Origin of the sequence: Bradyrhizobium sp. (genome assembly GCF_049586575.1) — a bacterium.
Taxonomy (GTDB): Bacteria; Pseudomonadota; Alphaproteobacteria; order Rhizobiales; family Xanthobacteraceae; genus Bradyrhizobium.
In genome coordinates this window covers 1-17,715 of sequence record NZ_JBAVCF010000170.1, presented here as the reverse complement: position 1 = coordinate 17,715, position 17,715 = coordinate 1, and the positions used below count along the sequence as shown (strand labels likewise).

At 61.0% G+C, this 17,715-nt stretch carries 18 protein-coding genes; 8 read left to right on the top strand and 10 right to left on the bottom strand.

The features are described from left to right. Positions 1-113 precede the first annotated feature (113 nt). Both WB528_RS06550 and WB528_RS06545 read right to left on the bottom strand, forming a co-directional pair. Entirely contained in the window at positions 114-1,271 is a 1,158-nt protein-coding gene (locus WB528_RS06550; RefSeq protein WP_423887610.1) for a 2OG-Fe(II) oxygenase, read from the bottom strand. Positions 1,272-1,412: 141 nt separating this feature from the next. Continuing rightward, on the bottom strand, positions 1,413-3,563 hold the full coding sequence (locus WB528_RS06545; RefSeq protein WP_423887609.1) for an HAD-IIIC family phosphatase: 2,151 nt from the start codon (positions 3,561-3,563) through the stop codon (positions 1,413-1,415). A 122-nt stretch (positions 3,564-3,685) separates the two neighbouring features. On the opposite strand from WB528_RS06545, the gene WB528_RS06540 reads away from it, so the two are divergent. Further along, positions 3,686-3,913: a hypothetical protein gene (locus WB528_RS06540; protein WP_423887608.1), complete on the top strand. Its 228-nt coding sequence runs from the start codon at positions 3,686-3,688 to the stop codon at positions 3,911-3,913. A 56-nt stretch (positions 3,914-3,969) separates the two neighbouring features. On the opposite strand, the gene lpxD is transcribed toward WB528_RS06540, so the two are convergent. Beyond that, positions 3,970-5,043, bottom strand: a complete 1,074-nt coding sequence (lpxD, locus tag WB528_RS06535) for a UDP-3-O-(3-hydroxymyristoyl)glucosamine N-acyltransferase (RefSeq protein ID WP_423887607.1) — start codon at positions 5,041-5,043, stop codon at positions 3,970-3,972. Between the two features lie 238 nt (positions 5,044-5,281). On the opposite strand from lpxD, the gene WB528_RS06530 reads away from it, so the two are divergent. Together WB528_RS06530 and WB528_RS06525 are read left to right on the top strand one after the other, a co-directional pair. Beyond that, complete coding sequence (locus WB528_RS06530) at positions 5,282-7,459, top strand: carboxypeptidase-like regulatory domain-containing protein (protein WP_423887606.1); 2,178 nt, start codon at positions 5,282-5,284, stop codon at positions 7,457-7,459. Positions 7,460-7,552: 93 nt separating this feature from the next. Then, positions 7,553-7,987 carry a hypothetical protein gene (locus WB528_RS06525; RefSeq protein ID WP_423887605.1) on the top strand — a complete coding sequence of 145 codons (435 nt, stop codon included), beginning with the start codon at positions 7,553-7,555 and terminating at the stop codon, positions 7,985-7,987. A 264-nt stretch (positions 7,988-8,251) separates the two neighbouring features. Here WB528_RS06525 and WB528_RS06520 read toward each other — a convergent pair whose 3' ends face one another. Together WB528_RS06520 and WB528_RS06515 are read right to left on the bottom strand one after the other, a co-directional pair. Then, the gene (locus WB528_RS06520) at positions 8,252-9,406 is read right to left on the bottom strand and encodes a nucleotidyltransferase family protein (protein ID WP_423887604.1); all 1,155 of its coding nucleotides are present in this window, start codon (positions 9,404-9,406) and stop codon (positions 8,252-8,254) included. A 317-nt stretch (positions 9,407-9,723) separates the two neighbouring features. After that, positions 9,724-9,981 carry a hypothetical protein gene (locus tag WB528_RS06515; protein WP_423887603.1) on the bottom strand — a complete coding sequence of 86 codons (258 nt, stop codon included), beginning with the start codon at positions 9,979-9,981 and terminating at the stop codon, positions 9,724-9,726. 313 nt (positions 9,982-10,294) lie between these two features. Here WB528_RS06515 and WB528_RS06510 point away from each other — a divergent pair, with 313 nt between their 5' ends. Further along, the gene (locus tag WB528_RS06510; protein ID WP_423887602.1) at positions 10,295-11,473 is read left to right on the top strand and encodes an ISAzo13 family transposase; all 1,179 of its coding nucleotides are present in this window, start codon (positions 10,295-10,297) and stop codon (positions 11,471-11,473) included. Between the two features lie 44 nt (positions 11,474-11,517). Here the strand turns inward: WB528_RS06510 and dksA are convergent, their stop codons facing one another. From dksA to WB528_RS06495, 3 genes are all read right to left on the bottom strand, one after another. Next, a complete protein-coding gene (gene dksA, locus WB528_RS06505) occupies positions 11,518-11,883 on the bottom strand; it encodes an RNA polymerase-binding protein DksA (RefSeq protein ID WP_212398093.1) in 366 nt (121 codons plus the stop codon). Positions 11,884-12,185: 302 nt separating this feature from the next. After that, a complete protein-coding gene (locus WB528_RS06500) occupies positions 12,186-12,467 on the bottom strand; it encodes a hypothetical protein (RefSeq protein WP_423887611.1) in 282 nt (93 codons plus the stop codon). A gap of 7 nt (positions 12,468-12,474) precedes the next feature. Continuing rightward, complete coding sequence (locus WB528_RS06495; protein ID WP_423887601.1) at positions 12,475-12,891, bottom strand: flagellar assembly protein FliX; 417 nt, start codon at positions 12,889-12,891, stop codon at positions 12,475-12,477. Positions 12,892-13,160: 269 nt separating this feature from the next. Here WB528_RS06495 and WB528_RS06490 point away from each other — a divergent pair, with 269 nt between their 5' ends. From WB528_RS06490 to WB528_RS06475, 4 genes are all read left to right on the top strand, one after another. Next, a complete protein-coding gene (locus tag WB528_RS06490) occupies positions 13,161-14,285 on the top strand; it encodes a flagellar basal body P-ring protein FlgI (RefSeq protein ID WP_423887600.1) in 1,125 nt (374 codons plus the stop codon). Next, entirely contained in the window at positions 14,285-14,668 is a 384-nt protein-coding gene (gene flgJ / locus WB528_RS06485) for a flagellar assembly peptidoglycan hydrolase FlgJ (RefSeq protein WP_423887599.1), read from the top strand. The genes WB528_RS06490 and flgJ overlap by 1 nt, the downstream gene beginning before the upstream one ends. Then, positions 14,665-15,147 carry a hypothetical protein gene (locus WB528_RS06480; protein WP_423887598.1) on the top strand — a complete coding sequence of 161 codons (483 nt, stop codon included), beginning with the start codon at positions 14,665-14,667 and terminating at the stop codon, positions 15,145-15,147. Before flgJ ends, WB528_RS06480 begins: the two co-directional genes overlap by 4 nt. Positions 15,148-15,289: 142 nt before the next feature. Further along, complete coding sequence (locus tag WB528_RS06475; protein ID WP_423887597.1) at positions 15,290-15,655, top strand: hypothetical protein; 366 nt, start codon at positions 15,290-15,292, stop codon at positions 15,653-15,655. A 30-nt stretch (positions 15,656-15,685) separates the two neighbouring features. On the opposite strand, the gene flaF is transcribed toward WB528_RS06475, so the two are convergent. Together flaF and WB528_RS06465 are read right to left on the bottom strand one after the other, a co-directional pair. After that, a complete protein-coding gene (flaF, locus tag WB528_RS06470) occupies positions 15,686-16,051 on the bottom strand; it encodes a flagellar biosynthesis regulator FlaF (RefSeq protein WP_423887596.1) in 366 nt (121 codons plus the stop codon). A gap of 213 nt (positions 16,052-16,264) precedes the next feature. Beyond that, positions 16,265-17,715, bottom strand: a 1,451-nt coding sequence (locus tag WB528_RS06465) for a flagellin (RefSeq protein WP_423887595.1), incomplete at its 5' end; no start/stop codon positions are given.

Here is a 17,715-nt window from a genome sequence, read left to right as displayed (position 1 = left end):
CCTTCGTCAGCTCCCCTGACGAAGGCCGCAATTGTTTTGCGATCGAGAGGCGGCAAAGAAAAAGCGGATCGCGCAAGGGCGATCCGCTTTCAGATTCTTTGGCTTTGCGAAATTCAGGCGACGGATGGAATGTCCAGCGGCCGCGCCGGTTCGGGGAACAAGCGGTCGCGGCCGCTCGTCTCATATTGGATCTCGCCGGCGTGCAGCCTGGCATTGTTGCCTTCGCGTTTGACCGCGTCTTCCTCGCCATACATGAACGCCAGGAAGGCGTATCGCTTGCCCTTGGTCACCGGCGTCACCTGATGCAGCGCGCCGCACGAAAACACCAGCGCGCCGCCTTCGGACGGCCGGTAAGCCTTGCGGCCGAACTCGGGAAATACGAGATCGCCGCCCTCGAAATCCTTGTTGAGGTTGATCGAGAGCGCAAAGCGCCGGTGCTGGGCGCCGGCGTTGATGTTGTCGCGATGGCGGTGGAAGTGGGCGGCAACCGCGCTGTCGTAGCAGGCGACGACATAGCGATCCATGCGCGTCACCTTGAACTGAAAGAATCGTTCGATCGGCCCAACCAGCCGCCGCACGATATGGTCGCGAATAAGTTCGCGCACCTCGGGCACGCCGACCGCGACGTCACTGCGCCGCTTCAGCCGCCAGTCGGACAAGGTGACGGTCTTGCCGTCGACGTCGAACTGAAAACCGGAGTCCACCGCGCCTTGCGTCTCGTAGAACTGGGTCAGGAAATCGCATATCCCGAAACTGAAGACGCGAGGTACCAGGAGCGCCGGCGCGAACATCGGAACGCCTGCGGAATGCTCGACCGCGGGCAAGCCTTGGAGGACATCGCGGACCATGGTCGCGTGCCCTTGCGGAATGTCCCAGGCAATATCGGCAATCGCGCGCAGCATCGGATCGAGAATGACGGTGCGCCGCATTTGTCCTGCGCCGTATTGCCGGGTGATGGCGCCGTCGGGATCGGCCAGAAAGGACAATGTCGGGCTGCTAATCGAAGCAAGGCTCGGGGCATCGGCCGCCTGCCCGGTGAAGATGCATGCGATCACGAGATGATCGTCGCTAAACGACGTGCTGAGGCGCGCAAGCTCCGTCACTTCAACCATCGCGCGGGGATCCGACAGCGAGCCGAGGAAACTGAGGACTACCCAGCGGCCGGCGCTGGCCTGAAGGTCAAACGATCCGCCGGTCACGACCGGCAGGCTGAACCACGGCACCGGGTCGCCGAGAACGATGCGATGACTATTCGTATTCGTGTTGCTCATGACAGCCCCTGCCTGACGGTCGATCGTCTTTTGGCAATAATTCAGTAAGCTTAACGAAATCTTTAGAGGCGTAGATCGAGGTGTTGCGCGGTATTGCGCGGAGCCTTCCCGGAAGCGCTTTGAAACAAATACGGCGATCCCTCAGCCTGCCCGGGCCACGGCCAGCCGCCAAAGTCCGGGCTCGCCCTCCGTAAAGCCGTTGTCCCGGTAGATGTTGCGCGCCGGAATGTTACGCGACGTCGGGATGATTCGTCCGCAGACCGGCACCGAACTCTCTTTCATCTCATCGAGGATATGCCGCAGGAACCTGTGCTCGACGCCCATGCCGAGCGCCCGGCAACTGATCGCAAGGCCCGCAATCTCGCTGTCAATGACGACGGCCGCGCCTACGAGGCCGTAATCGCCGAGGCGGTCCGACACCTCCATCGCAAACAGCCGGCCAGCGGGATTTTCCGCCAGCGCCGCCAATTCGCTTGAGGAGAATTTTCGTCCCGTGGTGTTGAACTGGGTGGTGCGCTGAAACAGCTCCTCGACCCGTTCCAGTTTTGCGGACGACGCAACAAGGCGTTCGATCGCGCATTTGATCTGCAACTGCTCGATATATTGCGCCTCCCCCATCGTCTCGGTGCGCAACTGCTGGCGCGCGATCTGCGCCTTGACGAGTTCGCTGCGGGAAGCGGCTTCCGCTGTCACTACGGGAATCTGCAAACGCGGATCGTTGAGCAGGCGCCGGCGCAGGCCGAAAGTGTCTTCGCCCCAAACCTCAACCTCCGGCAATCGCTGCCGCACCCGATCGCGCTCCACCGGGTTGTCGTCGATGAACAGGAACGCATCGAGCGCGAAGCCGAGTTCGTCGGCAATCGAACGGATGTTGCCGACCTTGTCGTCCCAGTTGACGCGCCACGTGACGAAATCGTCTGGCGTCAATAGCCGCTGCTTCGGATAGTGCTCCGGATATTTCCAGAGCTCGCGGACGGTGGCCTCGTCGTTTTTACTCACACAGGCGAGCACGATGCCGCGCTTCTTGAGCGATTTCAGCGCTTCGTGCAGGCCGAAATAGAGCCCGATATAGGAGAACGCACCGGAAATTTCCGGCGTCCAGGCAAACGGACTGCCCGTCTCCGCCAGCACTCCCGGCCACAGCGTGCCGTCGAGATCGAGGATCACGCATTTCTTGCGCCCGATTCCCGTCACGGTCACCAGCGCGTCGATATGCTTTTCCGCGGTCACCGCCTCGCGGCCGTAAGCATCGCCGTCGAGCGCGTGCGCCAGCGGCGCGAGATCCGGGAAAATGCCGTGGACGGCGGCCTTTTCACTCTCCGGCCGTTGCAGCATCCAGCCTGGCGAACCGAAATGCGTGTAACCCACCTGGCCGTCATCGAGCAGCCGCTCCGCGCCCGCCGCGGCAAGCGTGGCCGCGATATCGACCACGTAAACGTCGGCAAATGCGACCGCGAGTTCGGAAAGCGCCACGTTCGTCAGGCGGAAGCGTGTGCGATGTCCCTTCACGCCCCGTTCCGCCAGTCCAAGCGGCTGAACGGTGGGCTCCGGCAGATTGTCGATCAGGATCGGCGCCGGCGTGATTTCGCGCAGCTTGGTCAGGAGCTCGGTCACGTGCGCGACATAAGGGGCATGAGGGTTGAGCCCGTTGCCGAGATCCTCGGCAACGAGGTGCCGTACCCGGAGCGCGCCGACGAAGATCACGTCGTGTTTGTGCTCGCCCGCAAACCTGACATCGTCCGGGAACGTCGCCGCGACATGCAGATCGATGCCGCGACGCGCCGCTTCCCGGCGCAGGAAATCGGCCTCCATCTGAATATCGCAGTCGCCGAACAGCACGGCATCGACGCGCCGGCGCGTGCCGCCGAAATCCTCCAGACCATAAGACGCGCCTACCGCCCAGTAGGCCGCGCCGCCGTCCTTCAGCTTGCGCCGGTAGCTCTCCAGCATCTCCGCAGGGTCACGCCCATGCTTGACGGAAAGTTCCTCGGCGATCGCAGCCAGCTCTTCGTCCGCCGTCATCTCGGTCAGGATCTGGCGTGACTTGAGCTCCATGACGGTGCGTTCGACCGCATCGCGCAAACCGACCGATGGCGAATCGGCGGGCTTCGCGAACAGCGCCGCCATCGCGTCGATATCCTCAGGCATACCCCGTGGTTCGGAAAAATATTCCAGAAGCGCCGATATCTCGCTGTCGGCAGGCAGGCGCATATGGCTGATCGCATGCACAATGAGCGTGCGGCCCTGGCCGACAGGCAACAGATGAACGAAGCGGGAGCGGCGGAGAATCATTCTTGCCTATCATAGCCGAACAGATGCAGATGTGGATTTTTCGGCATTCGTCCGACATGTCGCCGTGGCGAAAGACGCCAATGCAATCGAAGGCTTGGGGATGAAGGCTAAAGGATAATGTCATGAAACCTGAAGGCCGCCCGCCAGCGTCACCGGTCGAGGCCTCAAAGCCCGGCAATGAGGACGCGCAATATCTCTCGACCCGAGGGCTCTTGATCGTCTTTGGCGGACTCGCCGTCGCGCTCGTGCTGGGCTACTTCCTGGTGAACAAGCTCGTGAACATCTCGCAGGAAGAAGATTGCGCGCTGGCGCGCCGCTACAATTGCGGCGCCGTCGAAGTGCCGCGATAGCGTTTTCAAGCGAAGCAAGAACCGGTTCGCATGAAGAAAACGCGTCAAAATAAAAACTACGACTTTCCGCCGGAGGGTTTGCCGGATGTCCGGCCCTTGTCGCCGGCGCTAGCCAAGCGCGCCAATGTCGTCTCCTGCCGCATCCACTGCATTCTCGTCTTTGCGGGGTAACCGCCCCATGTTTCGCCGGCGGGAACGTTGTGCATGACGCCGGAGCGGGCTGCGACCCGTGCGCCGCGGCCGATGGTGACGTGAGGCGCCAGCCCGACCGAGCCGCCGAGCACGGCAAAATCCTCCAGCGTCACGCTGCCGCTGAGCCCGCATTGCGCGACGATCACACAATGCCTGCCGATCTGGCAGTTGTGTCCGATCTGACAAAGGTTGTCGATCTTGCTGGCCTCGCCGATCACGGTGTCCCTGATGCCGCCGCGATCGATCGTCGTGCTGGCGCCGATCTCGACGTCATTCTGGATGATGACGCGACCGGTCTGCGGAATCTTCTGCTGGGCGGCATCTTCGGTGTATCCGAAACCGTCCTGGCCGATGCGGCAGCCGGGATGAATGATGACGCGATCGCCGATCAGCGTATGCACGATCGAGCAGCCGGCGCCGATCCGGCAGTCGCGGCCGATCGTGACGTCGGGACCGATGACGGCATTCGCGGCGATCAGGCTTCCCGCACCGATTTCGGCGCGCGGTCCGATCACGGCGCCCGGATCAATCGTTACATCACTTTCGAGTTTGGCGGTCGGGTGGACGGTTGCGCCTTCGAAAATGCCGTCGGTCTCAAACAGCGAGGCCGGCCGCAGCGATTGCGGATACAGCTTTCGGTGCACGGCGACGAAAGCGCGATAAGGCTCCTCGGAATGCAGGACAAGGAGACTTTGCGGCGCACGGTCGGCAAAGCGCTTCGGCATCAGGCACGCGCCGGCGCGAGTCGTCGTCAGGACGTCGGCGTATTTGTTGCCGTCGACGAACGTCAGATCGGCCGGGCCGGCAAGATCGACCGGCGCCACGCCGGTAATCAACAGCGACATCGGCACCGCCTGATTGGCTTCGGCGCCCGTCAGCGCAACGATTTCGGCCACCGTCAAACCCGGCAGGCGATCGAAGAAGCGGCGGTTTCCCATTTCCTGATCCATGATTTACGAGGACCCCCCTCGACATTAACGATACGAACTCCGGAATCGAAAACTTCGCAAGTCAGGCGCGTGCGCCGCGACCTCCACCAGCAAGTGAGACGCCGTCAATATGGAGTACGTTGACACGCATCACCATTCGTCAGATGCTATTTGAATTACAAGCAAAATTTCACATTGTCGAAAAAGCTGGAACGCCGAAGTTCAGCAAAAAATCGGGGAGCGAAGTATGACTTTTCGTCGCCATTCGAGCGCGTGTCTCACCGCGGTCGCAATCGCCGCGCTCGTGACGGCATGGAGCGGCCCGGCCACTGCGCAGCAGAAGAAGGCGCTGTCGGTCAAGCCGGACGCAATCGGCGGCCAGGTAACCGGCCCGAACGGTCCGGAAGCCGGTGTTTGGGTGATCGCCGAAACCACCGACCTCCCGACCAAATATGCCAAGATGGTCGTCACCAACGACGCCGGTCAGTTCGTCATCCCGCAGCTTCCATCGGCAAAATACAAGATCTGGGCGCGTGGATACGGCCTTGTCGATTCCGACAAGCAGGACGTCACGCCCGGCAAGACCATCGACCTGAAAGCAAAGCCGGCGCCGACTGCGGCGGCTGCCGCCGAATACTATCCGGGCATGTACTGGTACTCGATGCTCAAGATTCCCGCCGCGAGCGAGTTTCCGGGCTCGGACAAAAGCCCGACCGGCATGCCGGCCAGCATGGACTCGCAGGCCACCTGGATCGACAGCATCAAGAATTCCTGCCAGTCGTGCCACGCGCTTGGCAGCGACAACATCCGCCACCCGCACGTGAAGGAGCTCGGCGAATTCAAGAATTCCGAAGACATGTGGGAGCGCCGCGTGCAATCCGGCCAGGCCATGAACAACATGGCATTGACGCTGGGCCGCCTCGGCCCGGCCCGCGCCTACAAGATGTTCGCCGACTGGACCGATCGCATCGCTGCGGGCGAACTTCCCTTCGACAAACCGGAGCGCCCGAAAGGCGTCGAGCGCAACGTCGTGATCACGTCCTGGGAATGGGGCAAGAGGGGAATGTACCTTCACGACGAGATTTCGACGGACAAGCGCGATCCGACGGTGAACGCCTACGGCAAGATTTACGGCTCGCCGGAAGAAAGCTCCGACGACGTGCCGGTGCTTGATCCCGTCAAGAACACCACATCGTTCATCCACGAACCGTTCCAGGACCCGCAGACCCCGAGCGCGAAGGACGACCCGATGGCGCCGTCGGTGTTCTGGGGCGACGAGGCGATCTGGGATGGCCACACCAGCATCCACAACCCGATGATGGACGAGAAGGGCCGGCTCTGGCTTACGGCAAGGATTCGCCGGGCGCCAAACCCCGCCAGCTGCAAGGAAGGGTCGGATCTCGAGTCAGCGCAGGTCATTCCGCTGAAGGATTCGGCGCGGCAGGCATCGGTCTACGATCCGAAGACGGAAAAGTGGACGATGATCGATACGTGTTTCAGCACGCATCACCTCGTCTTCACGCCCGACGAAAAGCTCTGGTTCAGCCAGGGACAGCCATACAGCGGTGTCGTCGGCTGGCTTGACGTCAAGAAGTTCGATGCGACCGGGGACGCGATGAAGTCTGAGGGCTGGACGCCGGTGGTGGCCAACGTCTCCGGCACCGGCAAGCGCGAGCCTTTCGTCGGCGCTGACAAGCCGATCGAACCCGGCAAGGACAAATGGGTCAAGGCCGGCTTCTACGGCATCATGCCAAGCGTCAAGGGCGACGTGATCTGGGGCCAGACCATGGGCCCGGGCTTTACGCGCATCGCGCAACCAGCCTTCCTGGTGCGGATGATTCCGGGCAGCGATCCGGCCAAGACCGCCGTGTCCGAGCTGTTCCAGTCGCCTCCGGGCACCTATGGCTCGCGCGGCGTGGACATCGACTCGAAAGGCGTGGCCTGGACCGTGCTGTCAAGCGGACAGATGGCAAGCTTCGACCGCTCCAAGTGCAAGGAAAAGCTCGAAGGACCGAACGCGGCAACCGGCGCGCAATGCTACGAGGGCTGGACGCTGTACCGGATGCCCGGACCGCAGTTCAAGGATGTCGATCCCAAGGGCAGCGCCAACCACGGTTATTACATCTGGGTTGACGTCCACAACACGCTCGGCCTCGGAAACGACGTGCCGATCGCCATGGCCAATGGCAGCGAATCCCTGCTCGCTTTGGTCAACGGCAAGTTCGTCGATATCCGCATCCCCTACCCGCTCGGTTTCTTCGCCAAGAATACCGATGGCCGGATCGACGATCCGAAGGCCGGCTGGAAGGGCCGTGGTCTGTGGACGACGACGGGCACGCGCGCCTACTTCCACAGCGAAGGCGGCAAGGATGCCCGGCCAAGGGTGTTCCACGTGCAGTTGCGCCCCGACCCGCTGGCGGACTGAGGAGCGCACGTAAAGAGTCTTTGCGCCTCGGCCTTGAACCCTCTTCTTCGCTGCGTCGACCAAACGCAGCGAAGAGACCGGAGGCGCACGGTCATGCCATATCGCCACACAGAGTTTGGAACGCTAATTCTCGTGGTTTGTCTGATCATCGCTGCGCTCGGGGCGGCGATGATGTGGCACAAAGCCCAGGCGCCGATGATTTTGATGTTGGCGATTCTTGGCGCCGTTGTCGTCTTCTTCCACTCGCTCACAGTTGAGATCGGCGATAACGAGCTACGCTGGCATTTCGGCCCGGGGCTCTGGACCTATCGGTTGCCGCAGAATGAAATCGAGTCGGTTGCGGCCGTCCATAATCATTGGTGGAACGGGTTTGGTATCCGCACGGCGCCCGGATTTACGCTTTATAATGTATCGGGCCTCGACGCCGTCGAGTTCAAGCTGAAATCCGGTGGCGTCAAGCGCATCGGCACCGACGACCCGACAGGTCTTGCAGCGGTTATGCGGACACAGTTTGAGCGGGGCGCGTAACTCCTTGATATTACGTGACCGCGCTCCGGCTATGCGAGTCGGTTTTTACAATAAGAACGAGTCGCTTGCAGGTATTTCACAATAAGAATGAGTCGGTATCGCTAAGGCTCTGAAATATCTACAAATCACAAGCGGATGCTTCTCGCGATTTTTGACGTTGTTGGTCTTGAGGGGATAGTCGGGATGCCGGCCGGCACCGGCATCCAATGGCGCCGGCGAACGGATCGGAACCCCGCCGGTCAATGTGCTGCTGGTCGGATTGCCCTACTTCAGCCCGGCGAGCGGCGTTTTCGTTGCCGTTTCCTTCGGCTCGTCGCGCAAGCCGTAATCGGCCGGATCGGATCCGAGGTCCGATATTCCCTTGCCCAGTTCTCTGCGGAGGAAGTCTCGGAACTCGTCGTCGAAGGTCGCGATGCTTGTGCGGATCGCGGCGACCCAATGATCTCCGCGGTCCCAGGCTTCCATATAGGCGGAGGCCAGATCGCCGTGCTGCCGATTGGCGATCATCGCCTCCATGATCGACTTGGCTTGGAGCCGATCCTTTGCCGCCTTGGTCGCCGGATCGCGATCTTCCTTTCGGCGGGATCCGACGATCAGTTTGTGTACGGCGTACCGCTCGGGCGACGGAATGAGAATAGGCACGCCGGCGCCATGGAGGAGGACGGCCCGCACCGGCTCACGGATCAGGAAGTCCAGGAAGCGCAGGGGGATCGCTGCCGCTCCGCCGAGCGCCGGCATCTGGACCGGTTTCCCCGCGATGTCGTCCGATCCGCGGTTCGGCGTCAAGAATTCGACCTTGAACTTGTCTCTGGAGACGAATTGGGTAGAGACCCGACCGTCCATTTGGCTCGGAATTTCGCGGAAGGTCGGATCGACGCGGTGAAGGACGTCCATGATTGGAGGCAAGGAGTCGCCCACTGCTACCGAAATTTCGTGGAATTGCGCGAAGTCGGCGTCGCCCGTCTGCATTGCGATCGCGTCGAGGCGTCTGCTCAAGATGCCGGGATAGCATTGATAGGCGACCGTGCCGATCAGCACGCCGCGAAGGCGGAAGAAGCCTGCGTTCGCCAGTTCTTCGACCACCTGGCCGCTCATCTGTAGAGGGCGCGGTAGATAGGCTTCGCGAGTGAGAGTGGCGACGAGGCGACGGCGTCCTTTGATATCCGCTTTGATATCCTTGAACGCTTCGACGCGCTTGGTGATCTCCGGATCGTCCATGGGACCGACATATCGCCGGCTCTGGGTGCCGCCTTCGGGCTTCGGTGTGTCGAAGTACCAGTATTTCTTGTTCTTCACTTCGACCGCAACGAACCGGCCGTCGGCCGAGAACTCGGATGTGAAGCTGTCATCCAGGCTGCGTTGGATGAGTTCCGAGTAGAGTGTCTGGTATGAGATGTCGAGGGACTGAGAGGCGGCCATCGGAACCTCCATTATACTATCTTCGCGAGAATAGTATAACGGAATGGAGCTCATCGCAAGGGAGTTATACTATATCCGCGAAAATAGTATAACCTATAAATATATCAATGTCTTGTAGAATGATCCAAAGCAATCGTCGCCGCCATACGGTAGCGCCGGCCGCCGGGGCCGACATGATGGCCGGCATGCCCTCAGCGATCGCGCTCCGCCCTGCCGGGCATGATCATCATCATCGTCGGCGGCAAGGGGGCACCTAGGATCCACCGCGGCCAGCACCGACATGCCGTTGATGGTGATCATCGGCATGTCGGTCATGGTCACGCGGTATTTGCGGGTTCGACCATCACCGGCAGCACCACTCGAGTAAGACAATAAGAACGAGTCGATTGGCTGGATGACGATAAAAACGAGTCGATGTCGGCAATCCGTTGAAAGTGTTCCGGTTCGAAGCCGGCGTTTCCGATAGTCCCGCTGCGACGCGCTGGCTCGCTGAAGCGATCGCGTTCCACCCTCCCGGGCATGATGATCACTCGTCGATGATCAGCATGCTGATGCTGAGCCGGCATGGCGGTCATGGTCGCGGCGATGATCGCGATGTTCGACCAGCACCAGCAGTACCCGGAGGGTCGACCGCGATGTGACCGCGCAAGGACCTCCTTGTGCCGGTGGTGCCGATGATCGGCATCATGCCGATCGGGTGCCGAATGTGCTGCTGCCGGTAACATCCAATCGGCGGCGCTAAGGGCTCGTTAAGAAACAACTGAGTCAATTTTATCACGGTCTGTGGAAATTATCGTTTGGGGATTCCCTGAGGAGAATCGGCGGCGATAGAATCGTCGCGTGATAAGCGCTTCGCAGATTAGAACTCTTCGGAAACGTTGGAAGTCGATGGCTCCTCTGCTTGATGAGCGGAGCCGACGACGCTGGGCGGCGTCTGAAGCACGTATGGTTGGACATGGGGGTGTAAGCGCCGTCGCTGAGGCGACGGGTCTGGCACGACGTACGATTTACCGAGGGCTTGAAGATCTCGAAGATCGTGGCTCGGTTGGGAGCGACCGGGTACGCCGACAGGGTGGCGGACGTAAATCAAAGATTGCTGAGGATCCAACGCTCCTTTCCGACCTTAAGGCGTTGCTTGAACCGACGACGCGCGGTGATCCGATGCGACGGCAATTGTGGACGTCGCTCAGCCTGCGGAAGCTGCGCACGGAGCTGAAAGGCAAGGGGCACGACATCAGCCATCCGGTCGTTGGTGATTGCCTGCACAAGCTACATTATAGCTTACAGGCCAATCAGAAAGTCCACGAAGGAAGCGAGCATATGGACCGGAATGCTCAGTTTGAGTACATCAGCAAAAAGGCCAGCAGCTTCTTGACGGACAGCCAGCCCGTCATCTCGGTCGACACGAAAAAGAAGGAATTAGTGGGCAATTTCAAGAATGCGGGCCGCGAATGGAGAGCCAAGGGCAGACCCGAAGAAGTCAATGTGCATGACTTCATTGATCCCAAACTGAAACGTGCGGTGCCGTACGGGGTCTATGACATCAACAACAACACAGGCTGGGTCAGCGTCGGAACGGATCACGACACTGCGGCCTTTGCGGTCAATGCCATCCGCCGCTGGTGGAAGACAATGGGCAAGAAACGCTATCCAAAACCCAAAGGCCTCTTGGTGACCGCTGACGGCGGCGGATCGAACGGGTATCGCGTCCGTCTATGGAAAATCGAACTTCAGAAACTAGCTGACGAGCTAAATTTCCCAATTACCGTGTGCCACTTGCCGCCTGGAACCAGCAAGTGGAATAAAATCGAGCACCGGCTTTTTTCTTTCATTAGTATCAATTGGCGCGGAAAGCCTTTGCGCAGCTTTCGCACAATCGTCGAACTCATTGCGGCTACGACTACCGAGACGGGCCTGACCGTGCGTGCTGAACTCGACGAAAAGAAATATCCCAAAGGACTTAAAATCTCCGATGCGCAACTCGCCACCGTGAACTTGTTTCCTCACGACTTTCATGGAGAATGGAATTACACCATAGCTCCAACATCAAGGCGTTCAGAAAAGTGACTAAGTTATTTCTTAACGAGTCCTAAGCGGCTGAACGGGCCGCTTTATTCGTCGCGATAGACCTTCTCGCGCTTTTCGTGGCGCTCCTGCGCCTCCACCGACAGCGTCGCGATAGGGCGGGCTTCGAGCCGCTTCAGCGAGATCGGCTCGCCGGTTTCCTCGCAATAGCCGTAGGTATTGTCCTCGATGCGCTGCAAGGCCGCATCGATCTTGGAGATCAGCTTGCGCTGCCGGTCCCGCGCGCGCAATTCGATCGCGCGGTCGGTTTCCGACGAAGCGCGGTCGGCGAGATCGGGATGATTGACGTTCTCCTCCTGGAGCGTCTGCAACGTGATCTTCGATTCCCGAAGGATCTCATCCTTCCAGGAGAGAAGCTTGGCGCGAAAATAATCGCGCTGCCGCTCGTTCATGAAAGGCTCTTTTTCGGTGGGTCGATAGTTCTTCAACTTTTCCAAGGCCAGCCCATCTTTCACCTGAGGTGCCGCGCGGTTGCGGCACCGTGCGAGGAGGAAGGTCCCCTCGCGCGGCGCCTTATATAGCGGGGTTCTGCGACAGACAATATTGGCGTGGCCGGCCTTGCCCCCTTTGCCAAGACGCTGCACAGGCAAATCTATCTGGCACTGCCGCAAGAATCGGCCCGGCGTGGTCAAAAGCCGATGGTAGAAGCGTGGCCAGATGTTCGATCTCGTCGATTATTGCGACCGGAAAGTCCTCAAACCAGATCCTGCTCTTGCCGCCGAATCGACCGGAAGCTGGCAGGTTCCCAGGCGGAACTTGCCGATCCGGGCAGATTCTCGACAGCATCGGCGGCAAATGGATCGTGGTGATCCCGCTCTTGTTGCGCCGCGAAGCGTTGCGCTTCAATGAATTGCGCCACGGTATTGAAGGGATAGTCATGCCCGCGAAGAAGGTATCCAGTATTCCAGAGCAATGGTGCTTGAATTGAGAGGCGCGGCGTACTGGATCGCCCGTCGACCGCGGCGATGACCGCCATTGTTGAGCTAGTGTTGGCCGGCTTTCGCGAGTTCGACCTCGACCCGCAGCTCAATCTCGGACAGGACCGAATCGAGGCCCGGATCGCCCGACGAAGATTTGAGGTTGGCGGCGGCCTCGCGCAGCCGACTCACCGTCGAAGTGTCGAAGTTTCCCGCCAACAGGCCGATCTTGAGATCGTCGAGCACGTCGAGCGCGCGTTTGCCACGCTGCACCGAGCGCTTGCGCCGCTCGACCGGATCCTCCTCGATCCCCTGCATCGCGAGCAGCGCATCGATGCCGGTCGCCGCCTTGGGCGCTAACGTCGCACGCGTTTCGCCGGCGGAGGCTGCATCCTCCGGCAACGAAAAGCCCCCCGAGCTGGTTCGCCGAACATTGCTGGTCTGGGAACCCAGAGTGGTGCCGTTCGGTCCTGAGATTCGCATGAAGGGTCCCTGCCAGTATGGAGCGCAGCATCGCTTGCCGATGGTTAACGCGGCGTAAATCACCCGGCAAAATCTGCCGCCATGCGGCAGTTTCGCCTTCCCCACGGCCTGCGCCACACCCGCTGCCCCTGAGCTTTTCCAAGCAAAATCAATCTCCTGCACGACTGAAAAGTCTTGGCACGGCGCTCGCATAGTTAATGCCGGATGGGTCCTCATGGGAGTGACGGGCGCATCCACAGTTTTCCAAGACCCTCAGCGGGGAGCAGAGGATGCCAAGCGTCTATTGGGGAAGAGTGTTGCGGTTGACCTGTGCGGTCCTCGCAGCGCTCCAGCTATGGGTGGCTCCGGCCGGGGCGACGTCCCGGATCAAGGACCTCGCCAACATCGAGGGCGTGCGGCAGAATCAGCTTGTCGGTTACGGCCTGGTCGTGGGCCTCGCCGGCACCGGCGATACCCTCAACAACATCCCCTTCACCAAGCAATCGCTGCAAGCGATGCTCGAGCGCATGGGCGTCAACATCCGCGGCGCCACCATCCGCACCGGCAATGTTGCCGCCGTCATGGTCACGGGCAATCTGCCGCCGTTCGGAACCCAGGGAACCCGCATGGACGTGACGGTTTCCGCGCTCGGCGATTCCAAGAATCTGCAAGGAGGCACCCTCCTCGTCACCCCGTTGCTCGGCGCCGACGGCAACGTCTACGCGGTGGCGCAGGGCTCCGTTACCATCAACGGCTTCCAGGCCGAAGGCGAAGCCGCCAAGATCGTGCGCGGCGTGCCGACGGTCGGCCGGATCGCCAACGGCGCCATCATCGAGCGCGAGATCGAATTCGCGCTCAATCGCCTGCCCAACGTGCGGCTCGCGCTGCGCAACGCCGATTTCACCACCGCCAAGCGCATCGCATCCGCGATCAACGACTATCTCGGCACCAAGACGGCCGAGCCGCTCGATCCCTCGACGGTGCAGCTTTCGATCCCCCCGGAATTCAAGGGCAACGTCGTTGCCTTCCTGACCGAGATCGAGCAATTGCAGGTCGAGCCGGATCTTGCCGCCAAGATCATCATCGACGAGCGGTCCGGCATTATCGTGATGGGCCGCGACGTCCGCGTCGCCACCGTTGCGGTGGCCCAGGGCAACCTCACCGTTTCGATCTCGGAAAGCCCGCAAGTGAGCCAGCCTAACCCGCTCTCGCGCGGACGAACCGTGGTGACGCCGCGCAGCAACGTCTCGGTGACCGAAGACGGCAAGAAATTAGCCGTGATGAAGGACGGCGTCTCGCTCCAGCAACTCGTCGATGGCCTCAACGGACTGGGCATCGGGCCACGCGATCTGATCGGCATCCTCCAGGCGATCAAGGCCGCCGGCGCGATCGAAGCCGACATCGAGGTGATGTGATGCAGGTAGCTCCGGTCAACAACCGCAACGGCGCGGCCGCCGCCAAGGCAGCGATGCCCACCTATGGCGGCCATCCCGACTACGACTTCGCAGCCGCGCTCGACAAGGTATCGCCGCAGGTGAAGGCCAAGGCCCAGACCCAGGCGCAGAACTTCGAGGGAATGTTTCTCAACTCGATGTTTTCAGAGATGACCAACGGCCTCAAGGGCGAAGGCCCGTTCGGCAATACCGTCGGCACCGGCATCTGGCGCTCGATGCAGATCGAACAATATTCGAAATCCTTCGCCAAGGCCGGCGGCATCGGCATCGCAAAGAACGTCTATCGCACGCTGATCATGCAGCAGGCGAAGACCGTCAGTCAGACCCAGGACAAGCAGGCATGAACCAGCCTCCCCCATCCCCACCCGCGATCCAGGCTGCCTCGACGCCGGCCGAGGCCCGCAAGCTCGCCGAAGAGCTGATGGATGTCATGAGCGCCCTGCTCGGCATCATCGAGCGCGAAACCGAGTTGGTTCGCGCCGGCAAGATTCGCGAGGCGATGGCCTTCGAGCCGAAGAAGACGGAAGCCTCGCGCCGTTACGTCGGTGTCGTCAGCCGCCTGAAGGCCAGTCATCCATATCTCGCCAAGACATCGCCGGACCTGTTTTCGACGCTGCGGCGGCACCACGAAACGTTTCGCGCGATGTTGCAGGTCAATCTCACCGTGCTTGCAACCGCGCATGCGGTTTCGGAAAACATCGTGCGCGGCGTCAATGCCGAGATTCAGCGCCGCAACATTCCAAATACCTACGGCGCGACGGGTCGCCGCGTGAATCCGACGGCGCGGCATCTCACGCCGCTGGCGGTCAGCCGTTCGCTCTAGACATCTAAAATCTTCATCAAATTTACGCATTTTCGTCAGCGCATCGTTCAGCGCGTTCTCTAACAATGCGTTGAGACGTACACTTCATAATTGCCGATTGGGAAGGGTTGGGATTTGACTCGAGGAGAGCCAGGAGGCTGCCATGAGTACCGATTTCAGCATCAGACCGGTGGGGGCGCCGGTCGCACCGCCATTTCCGCCGGCCAGTAGCGCCGCGCTTAGTGGCGTGCCTACGCAGTTGCCTGCAAGTCAAAGCGTAACGGCAACGGACGCGAGCACCGCAAGTAGCAATAACTCACCGGGCCCGAGCTCGAGCGATGTTTCGCATCAGGCGTATTTCGACAGCGCCGCCGCGTCCGTCGTTTTCCAGGTCGTCGACGCGCTGACCGGCCAGGTCGTGCAGCAATTTCCGGATGACGTGATGCTGCGCCGCCGCGCCTATTTCCACTCGCTGGACTTGACCAACGGCTCGTCGACGCACCCGCTCGCAACCGACGTGACGGCGTAAGAGGCCGAGCTTGAGCGAAGAGTGAGGTCTTCAGCCTCTGCCTGCAAGGCCCGCCGCGATATTGCAGTTGATGTCGATCAACGGCTTCAGCATTGCCGGATCCGGGTTCATCTGCATCGCGATCGTCTGATGCATGACGAAGACGCTAATGTTGGCGATGTTCTGGCGAACCTCGAACGGCTGCGGATTGTCGTTGGACTCGACCGCGCTCAGGAAAATCGTCCACAGACGGCGATTGAACAGTAGCGCCTTGTGCATGCTCGGACTGGGCCCCGTCCAGTTGGTCTGGACGTCGCGCAACTGCTTGGCCGCCTTCAGCAGCGCCTGCGCCTCGATTTCCCTGGCCGTCCCGGTGGTCTGTGAGGTGCGTGCATAGGCTTGGGCGGCATTGGACATTCATCACTCCAACTGAAGGATTACGCAGCACGCGGACGTCAGAACTGCCCAAGTTTTATAGGTTGTTGCCTTTAAAATATGGTTAGCAGTGGTCACAGAATGCGAGGCAAAACTACGGATCAGGCAATACCCAGCGGATCGGTAGGCGCGCACGATCAATAAAAAGCGGCGGAGTTTCCTCCGCCGTTTCGCGTTCTGTCGTTTGCTCTTCGATCAGCGGAGCAGCTGGAGCACGCTCTGCTGCGACTGGTTGGCGAGCGCGAGCGCGGAGACCGCGATCGACTGGCGGGTCGACAGCGCCTGGCTGTTGGCCGCCTCTTCATTGGCGTCAGCGAGCGTCAGGTTGGACGCGCCGGTCTGCAACACGTTGATCAGGTTCTTGTTGAAGTCCTGGCGGATTTCAACGATCGACAGGTTCGAACCGAGCGCGGAAGCCTCCGACCGCAACGTGGTGCTCGCGGCGGTCAACTGCGTCAGCACGCCGTTGGCCGAATTGCTGTCCAGGAAGTCGACGCCCGACGTCAGGGTCGAGAGGCCGAGGCCGGCATCGTTGAAGGTGACGCCGGTGATCGCCAGCTTCGAAGCGCCGGTTTCGTCGAAAGTCAGGTTGAGCGTATCGCCGTTCAACAGGTTGATGCCGTTGAAAGAGGAGTCCTGGGCGGTGGTGTTGATCTGTTGCAGCACGTTATTGTATTGCGCGACCAGGTTGGCGCGGGTCGCTTGCGAGTCGGGGTCTTGAACAGGAGCGGCAGCCGCCAGGCCGTGGAAGGCCGCACCTACTCCCGCAGCCGAACCGCCGATCGCGCCGATCGTCGAGGACGCCGCATCGTTCGATGTGACGATATTGAGCAGGCCCGTCGTGCTGATCGTGGCTTGAAGGTTGTTGGCCGCGAGCGCCGTATTGAGCTGGTTCAACGTCGAGATCTGTCCGGAGCCGGTACCGAAGGTGATGTTGGTCTGCGTGCCGCCGCCGGTGGCGCCGATCGTGAGCGTCTCACCCTGCAGCGCCGGAGGCGTCAGGGCTGTCGTAGCCGCGGTCAGGCCGAAAGAACCAAGCGCGCTGGTGCCGCCAGCGGCGATAACCAGAGGCTGCGTCGTGCCTGTGCTGACCACGAGCTGGCCGGCGGTGACAACCGAAGCCGTCGTCGTACCGGTGATGCCATCGATTGCGCTCAGGACGGTTCCAACCGTCGCGGTGCTGCCGGCGCCGACACCGATCGTGACGTTGCCGCTGGCATCGGTGGTCACCGAGGTCTGGCCGGTCGAGAAGGTGATGGACTTGCCATCGACGATAAAGGACGATCCGTTCGCAGGCGTTGCAGCCAGCGTGTCGGAGTTCGCCGCGGTGACTAGCTTGGTGGCGGCCGTGATCGCAACCGGCGTGCTCAGGTTGTTGTTGACCGTGGTGCCGGTGACCGTGTTGTTGGTGGGCGGACCCAAGAGATTGTTGGCGGTCGCGCCAGTGATGGCGGCCGAGGTGACGTTCGACTTGGTCGAATAGCCGACCGGGGTCTGCAACACCTGGTTGGCGATTGATTGGGCGTTGGCGATCAGGCTTTGCAGCGAGGTGATGCCGGTGTTGGCGGCCTGCAGCACCTGCACGCCATTGCCGATGCTGTCGAGCAGGTTGCTGATGTCGCCGGCGCGGTTGTTCAGGCCTGCCG